Annotated in this window: 6 protein-coding genes and 1 pseudogene; 5 read left to right on the forward strand and 2 right to left on the reverse strand. The window is 49.5% G+C overall.

Annotation, left to right across the window (positions count from 1 at the left end; genetic code table 11):
• Positions 1-381 precede the first annotated feature (381 nt).
• A complete protein-coding gene (locus tag B5F25_RS20200; RefSeq protein WP_241148458.1) occupies positions 382-1,707 on the forward strand; it encodes an OmpA family protein in 1,326 nt (441 codons plus the stop codon).
• An 89-nt stretch (positions 1,708-1,796) separates the two neighbouring features.
• On the opposite strand, the gene B5F25_RS20205 is transcribed toward B5F25_RS20200, so the two are convergent.
• The gene (locus B5F25_RS20205) at positions 1,797-2,858 is read right to left on the reverse strand and encodes a phosphoribosyltransferase family protein (RefSeq protein ID WP_241148459.1); all 1,062 of its coding nucleotides are present in this window, start codon (positions 2,856-2,858) and stop codon (positions 1,797-1,799) included.
• Between the two features lie 404 nt (positions 2,859-3,262).
• Here B5F25_RS20205 and dnaN point away from each other — a divergent pair, with 404 nt between their 5' ends.
• The 4 genes from dnaN to B5F25_RS20230 all read left to right on the forward strand — a co-directional run bounded on the left by dnaN (position 3,263) and on the right by B5F25_RS20230 (position 6,619).
• Entirely contained in the window at positions 3,263-4,384 is a 1,122-nt protein-coding gene (gene dnaN / locus B5F25_RS20215) for a DNA polymerase III subunit beta (protein ID WP_087251663.1), read from the forward strand.
• 94 nt (positions 4,385-4,478) lie between these two features.
• Complete coding sequence (locus B5F25_RS20220) at positions 4,479-5,060, forward strand: hypothetical protein (protein WP_087251664.1); 582 nt, start codon at positions 4,479-4,481, stop codon at positions 5,058-5,060.
• 12 nt (positions 5,061-5,072) lie between these two features.
• A complete protein-coding gene (locus B5F25_RS20225) occupies positions 5,073-5,777 on the forward strand; it encodes a hypothetical protein (protein ID WP_241148460.1) in 705 nt (234 codons plus the stop codon).
• A 419-nt stretch (positions 5,778-6,196) separates the two neighbouring features.
• The gene (locus B5F25_RS20230; RefSeq protein WP_087251665.1) at positions 6,197-6,619 is read left to right on the forward strand and encodes a single-stranded DNA-binding protein; all 423 of its coding nucleotides are present in this window, start codon (positions 6,197-6,199) and stop codon (positions 6,617-6,619) included.
• A gap of 150 nt (positions 6,620-6,769) precedes the next feature.
• Here the strand turns inward: B5F25_RS20230 and B5F25_RS20235 are convergent.
• A pseudogene (locus B5F25_RS20235) lies at positions 6,770-7,080 on the reverse strand (transposase); the annotation flags it as partial.

Consider the following 7,080-nt stretch of genomic DNA (forward strand, 5'->3'; position numbering starts at 1 on the left):
CTGATACAGGCAAGCCGGATGATGAAGCCCAAAGGAGGCAAGAACGTCCGCAGGAAATGACAGGCCAAGAGACTTTTTGTCATCACTTATATCTGACTTATAGTATGATTGACAGTATGATAAATCGCCGTGACTGAAATTCTTGTTAAGCGGGAGTTGAAAGAGGAAGAAAGCCTCTTTGCAGACGCGGCGAATCATTTCTTTTGCAAGACAAAAACAAATACACAGATAATATGATTCGTAGATTTTTATTGCTATCCGTATTGTCTCTGCCGCTCATGGCAAGAGCTTACGATGTTTCCGTGGCGGACACTGTCCGGTGGGAGAGTCTTCCCAGGTGGGAGGAATTGTCCCGGCCGTTGAAGCCGGTTTTTCTGGAGAATGCCGTGGTGGTTTCCCCCCTGGCGGGACAACTGGTTTGTGAACGTGTCCGGCGGCGTGTCGGCATTTGTCGGTTCGCCGCTTGGCTGCGGTGACATCTTTGACCGCACGAGACCTGCATTGTCCGTTTCCGCGGGCAAGTGGTTTACGCCGGCCATCGGCGCACGGATTGCTTTCCAAGGTTTGCAGTTCAAGGACGCACGGCTTGAAACAAGAGATTTCCAGCATCTCCATGCCGACATGATGTGGAATGTGTTATCGGGGACCGCACACGCCAAAAAGGATTTCCGTTGGGACTTGATCCCCTACGTCGGTTTGGGCATCCTGCACAATGACGGGCTCGGTCGCCACCCGTTTGCGGTATCTTACGGAGTGCAAGGACGGTACCGTCTGGCCGGCCGCCTGCACCTCACGGCTGAACTTGGCTGTACCGCCACTTTCAAAGACTTTGACGGTTTAGGTGCCGGCAACAAATGGGGTGACCGTATGCTGTCACTGACCGCAGGATTCTCCTATACTATCGGCAAGAAAGGCTGGAAGCGCGTGGTTGATGCCTCGCCTTACATTGAACGTAACGAACGGTTGACCGGCTATGCCCACAGCTTGCGCAGCGAGAATGACCAGCTCCGGCAGAAAAATGGCATGAACGCCCGCATCATCGCCGAATTTGAGAAGATATTGAAGCTGGAAGGACTGCTCGACAAGTATGCGGACAGGCTTTCTTCGTTGAGAAATGAACGTGACGGAAAAGACTTTTCAAACGGCTATCCCAAGAACGACTACAGCGGATTGAACTCGCTCCGTGCAAGGCTACGCAATGCCCGGGCGGACAAGGAAAAACATGAGGGTGACACCATTTTTACCCATGGCGGGGACACCGTTTATACGACATACGGTAAGGCTTCCGTTTATAATGATGGCAGTGACGGCTCACTCCACCGCAACGATTCCATTGCTTCACCCCTGCTTGTAGACGGCAGGTATATCGGCCCGCCCATCTATTTCTTCTTCGTGCTGAACACCGACAGGCTTACGGACAATTCGCAGTTGGTTAACCTGGACGGCATCGCCCGGATTGCAAGAAAACACGGGTTGCGCATCCAAATCACTGGCGCGGCAGACCGTGCCACCGGCAATGACGCCATCAACAACGGCTTGTCGCAAAGGCGTGCCGCATATATGGCCGGACAGTTGCGAAGGCGTGGCGTGGATGCCGATATGATGGAAACGGTTTCAGCGGGCGGCATTGACGATTACGAGCCCACGGAAGCCAACCGCAATGCCTGTGTAAGGTTGATGGTTCCTGCAGCAAGTACGACTGATTAGCTTTTGTTCTGTCTTTTTCTTGACAGGGGATTCACAATCAAACCGAACCACTGTTTATGGGCATGCCGGCTTGTGAAAGTCGGCATGTCTCATATCCGCAAGTCAAATTCCGACAAGTCGTCGCTGCATGGCTCGTCACTTTCCGGATTCAAGGGCAAGAGTTCCTTTCTTACCACGACATACTTGCCTTTCCTCTTGCCATACCACAAGTTAATCATGCTGTTCCCATGAAGGATTGTCCTGTCAGGCATCCAATCAATATCTTCCGGCTCTTCATCATAAATACCCCATTTACGACGTTGGTATGGGTAATCAAGAACGGCATCTTTAGGCTTGGGGGCATATTTCCCCGCATCATCCTCAGACCAGCCTAACGCATCCAAATAACACCAGAATGTATTGGGCATTCTGAATGTCTCGGCTGCAAAAACGGCACCCACAACCTTGCCTCCGTCCGCTTCCACCTCCTTCCTGAAATCCTGCAGGCTTTTCCCTGTTGTAAGGATGTCATCCACCACTAATACCTCCTTGCCCGCCAGGTCCTCTTTGAAGAAATAATTTTTCTCCGGTTCGGCATTCCCCCTGTCCTTTTGCAGGTGTAGGCTCTCCCTGTCGCCCGTATAACGGACATACGATATGCCGCATACAAGCTCCGGGTATTCGTCATGAAGATAGTCTGCCATCGTCTTGAACCGCTTCCAGTATTTCCGCTGTGTGCTGCACGGCATGAACATGACAACCGTGCCCGGCTTGGGCTTCAATTTCTCTATTCCTGCCACAAGGAAACGGATGCCGTTACGCTTGCCGTCCTTGAAATCCAGCACGGATTGGCAGAACTGCTTTTGTGCTTCACTCAGGTATGAGTTATACCTTGACGGGAAATAATAGTCTGTGAATACGCAGGGGATTTTCTTCCTCTTGAACACTTTCAACGGCTGATGGCCGGCGGCAAACCTCGCAATGGTGATGGGGAAAATCTTCCTTGCTTCCTTGTTGCCCGCCAGTACCGCCTTGCGGCTGAATTCCCTGCGGAGTTCCACGGTGGGCGCATACTTTGCGGCGGCGCAATAGGCACCACCCAGCTTTCTTCTCCAATACCGTGTAAGAGACACTATCAGGATTAACAATAATATGATGATGAATCTTTCCATATATTTTCATTCGCCTGCATAAATGGCTGCAAAATTAGCAAAACCGTTGGTAGCATGGAGCGTTATCCAAAAGAATTTAGCCCGGCAGCTCCACTTTTCCAACCACTTATATACAGACTGTCATCCGGTTATACAGACTTTTGACCGCCCGCGCCTGTGCCCTTGCCGCCGGTCGTATTTTCGTGTGCGAAGTTCAGTCGTCCGCTGTTGATGCCGAAAACTTTTGGGACAGGGACAAAATTGCAACGGTTGTCCCGGTGTCAGGAATCTTCCTTTCCCTTGCGGCAAAGCGTATTCCTGCCAAAAAGTTTGCGTCATAGGCGGACGGCTCATCCTGCACCGAAAAATAACATCCCGGGGCAAGGGCAAACAGCCCGAAAGCAGGGAAATAAAACATTTGCATTATGAAATTTACAGTATCGTCAACCGCAATGGCAAACAAACTGGCTGCAATGGCCAAAGTGATGAACAACAGACCGGCACTGCCCGTCCTTTCCTCCTTTCTGCTGGAAGTGAAAGAGGACGCACCGCTGGAAGTGACCGCATCCGACCTTGAATGTACGTGGCACGGCTCATTGGATGTGACAGGACAGGAGGGAACAGGGAAAGTCTGTATCACGGCAAGCACCCTGCTGGATGCCGTGAAGAATCTGCCCGAACAGGAAATCACCTTTATTATTGGCGATGAGGACAGGAGCGTGACCATCCAATATGCGAACGGACATTTCGATATGGTGGGACAAGCCGCAGACGAGTATCCGACCGCAGACTATCCGAGCGACATTCATTTCCGCATGGAGACAGCCACATTGTGCAAGGCTATCGAACAATCCCTGTTTGCCGTTGGGTACGATTCCATTCGTCCGATAATGAACGGCATCAATTTCACCATCGGGAACGGCAAGGTGGAATGCGCGGCGTCAGACGGGCACAAACTGGCCCGTAACATCTATCCGTTGGCAGGGGAAGCGGAGGATTGCAGTTTTCTCTTGTCTGCAAAGGCCGCCAAAATCGTAAAGACCCTGATACAGAAAAAGGAGGGCTTTGTGGAAGTTAACTTAGACGGACGCAGCATCGCTTTCAAGACAGACACGGACTCTTTCAGTTCCCGGCTGATAGAGGGGCGATACCCGAACTATAATGCCGTCATCCCGTCCGAGAGCGACAAGGAAGCGACCATTGACAGGCAGACGTTGCTGTCGGCCATCCGCAGGGTCAGCGTATTCGCGGAAAAGGCGAACCGCATGGTGGTGATGAAATTCTCAGGCATGTCGCTGCAGCTGTCAGGACATGACTTTGACAATTCCACTTCAGCGGAGGAAACGGTGTTCTGTGCCTATCAGGGAAATGACATCAATATAGGTTTCAGTGCGGAAAACCTTATACTGGTGCTGGAGAACATGGATGCGGCGGAAGTCCGTTTCCGTATGAGTGAGCCGTGCCGTGCGGCCATCATAGAGCCGTCAACGGATGATGGACAGACGGAACGCTTGGCATTGCTGATGCCGATGATGCTGCCGGAATGACATCTGATTGGAACAGGAATTTGTGCAGGGCGTGAGAGTCCTGTACAATTCCGCAACAGTAAATCGAATTGTCAACAACTTTAAACTTATAATCATGCCGAATTGGAGCAATACAGCGTATGTGGTAGAGGGCGACGCAAAGGAAGTTCAAAGCCTCTATGATTTGATGCAGGAATTACAGGATATGGAAAAACCAACCATTGAAAACGGATTCGGAACAACTTGGCTGGGATGCCTCGTGGATGCGTTAGGCGAAGATTGGGAAAATGTAGATTGCCGTGGCTCGTGGAACGGACTGGAACTTGTGGGCGATATATTGAAATTCAATACAGAAACGGCCTGGTCGCCTTGTGACGAAACGTTGGAACTCATACTGAAAAAATTCCCGTCCCTGCGATACTATTACAGAACAGAAGAACCCGGAATGGTAATCTACGAGACAAATGACAGCGAAGGCAAATATTTCCCTGAGAGATATGTTTTGAATGTACTTACACCTGAAAAAGAATATTTCAATGAATATTTTGAAGAACTGAAAAATGTGTTCGAGTGGATGGAAGAGGAATTCAAGCAACCGATAGCATCCCTTACGGATATTGACAGACTGGTTGAAAAATGGGAAAAACAATATGATGGTGCTATCTGTTGTCTGAATAAATTTGAGGTTGTTTATTAAAAGAATGACGAGATGAAGCGTTATTATTGGAACGAATACCATTTTACAGGTACAAAGCCGGAGTTTGCACGCCGTTTCGGCGTAAGCAAGTGCCAAACCTATGTCAATGCGGTGAAACGGGTGTCGAGGCATACCTACAACTGCATGGATGTGAAAGACCAGGCGGAATACGAGAAAAAGCGGGAGCGGGCAAAACCCGCTTACCGCCTCTATCTGGATGAGGGACAGACGAGGTACATTGATTTGACGAAAGCTGAATATGAAGCCGTCAGCCTGCCTGTGGTGCAGGATGACATCGGCGGTCCGTTTAAGTTGGTGTACAGGAACAGGATATTGCCTGACAGCTTTACGGGAAACAGGCACGATGAGATACCTGTGGCATCGGCCATGAAAAAGTACCGGGCTGAAGCCGTCCGTTTTGCTGAACAGGTCATGCTGGCTCTCGGATATTTCAACAGCCGGTTGCCGTCCGAAAGCCCCGAAGCCGAAATAAACTATACTACTTTGACTCTTTCATACAGCAACGGCATCAGGCTCACATTTGTTTCCGGACGCAGCCGTGACGGCATTGATAACTGTTATCTCCAGCTGATAACGCTCGACGGAAGGCAGATTTACAACGGCTGTTACCGCAGATGCCCTTCCGTTATCGGCATATTGCAAACGGCGGAGAAAAATCCGGAATGCAAGAATGCGGACTGGTATCTTCCGTATTGAGCGGCACGGGACACGTCGCACCTCCCGGACCGGCTGATGGTCGGCTCGGGAGGTATTGCCCTTCTCCCGCTTCCTGTTCTATCCGTTCTGTTAAATCCTCTTTTACCATCATTCTTCCCTTTATACCGTTCCAAGCATCCTCCTTTTATACCGCCACCATCTTCATTCGCCCCTCCGCCTTATTGGGGAAATTTTCCGCAAAATTACCGGACTTCCCGTGCAAACACCAAACAACCCTTTAGGGAAATCTTCCTTCGGGCTTGCCGAAGCGTATTTCCCCGCGTTGTTTGGCTCATTGCGAAGTCCCGTCGGATACGCATAAAATTTCCCGTAAAGGCGAAGAAGCCTGAATGTAGGGAAAAAACAAAATCAGTTCAAGGTAACGGCGAGACCAACCAGCTTGCCACAATTTTTCAGTTATGTTAAATACTTATACAATCGGACGCATCGGCAAGGATTGCCGGGTCATTTCAGGTAAACACGGTTCTTTCATTGCAGTGGATATTGCAGTGGATGACTATCAGAAAGGCGAAAGCACGACCACCTGGGTACGTGTCAAAAGCAGCAAGGAGAATCATATCAAACTGTCGGAATACCTTACCAAAGGACGGCTTATCCTTGTGCATGGAACGCTTACATCTTCCATTTGGGAAGACAAGGACGGAAACAACCATGTGCAGCTTTCCGTCGTTGCGGACACCATCAAGTTCATTCATACCGGCAAGAAGGGTACGGAGGCAAATGCGGCTTCGGAAGCGGACGGGAATACAGATAGCCAAGTCCGGACACCGCTACCACCGGAAGGCTTGCCGCAGGAGAAAGAGGAGGACTTGCCTTTCTAATGACAGTCAAGTAACTGGATGTCAGCGAATACTAAATGTAGTAAATACTACAAATAGTAGAATAGTGGAAACGTCTGTTCTAAAAGTAGCAGGTACTACATTTAGTAAAAACGCTTATTATAATAGTCCGTTAAAAAATCAACATATCGGCTAAGCGGCTTCTGCCACTATGCCAAATAGTTCTTTGATAAGTTTAGTATTAAAAGTTCTGTTCGGTTTCAGACCGGACTTGCTAAAAATTCTTTTGAGCATATAAGTATTACTCAGATAGACCTTTAGCAGTCCGATGGAAAGCGAGGGATAGTATCGTTTCCGCATGACCTTTGCGATGTTTACCGAAGCCAGTGAAGCATTGAAAGCGAAGTCGAGTTTCTTCAAGTCTCTTGCCTGACAGTCATTGAGTCCGGTAAACTGCTTGGAATCCCGAAAGCAAAACTCAATCTGGAACCGTGTACGGTAGT

It is taken from the genome of Bacteroides sp. An19 (assembly GCF_002160215.1).
Lineage (GTDB): Bacteria > Bacteroidota > Bacteroidia > Bacteroidales > Bacteroidaceae > Phocaeicola > Phocaeicola intestinalis.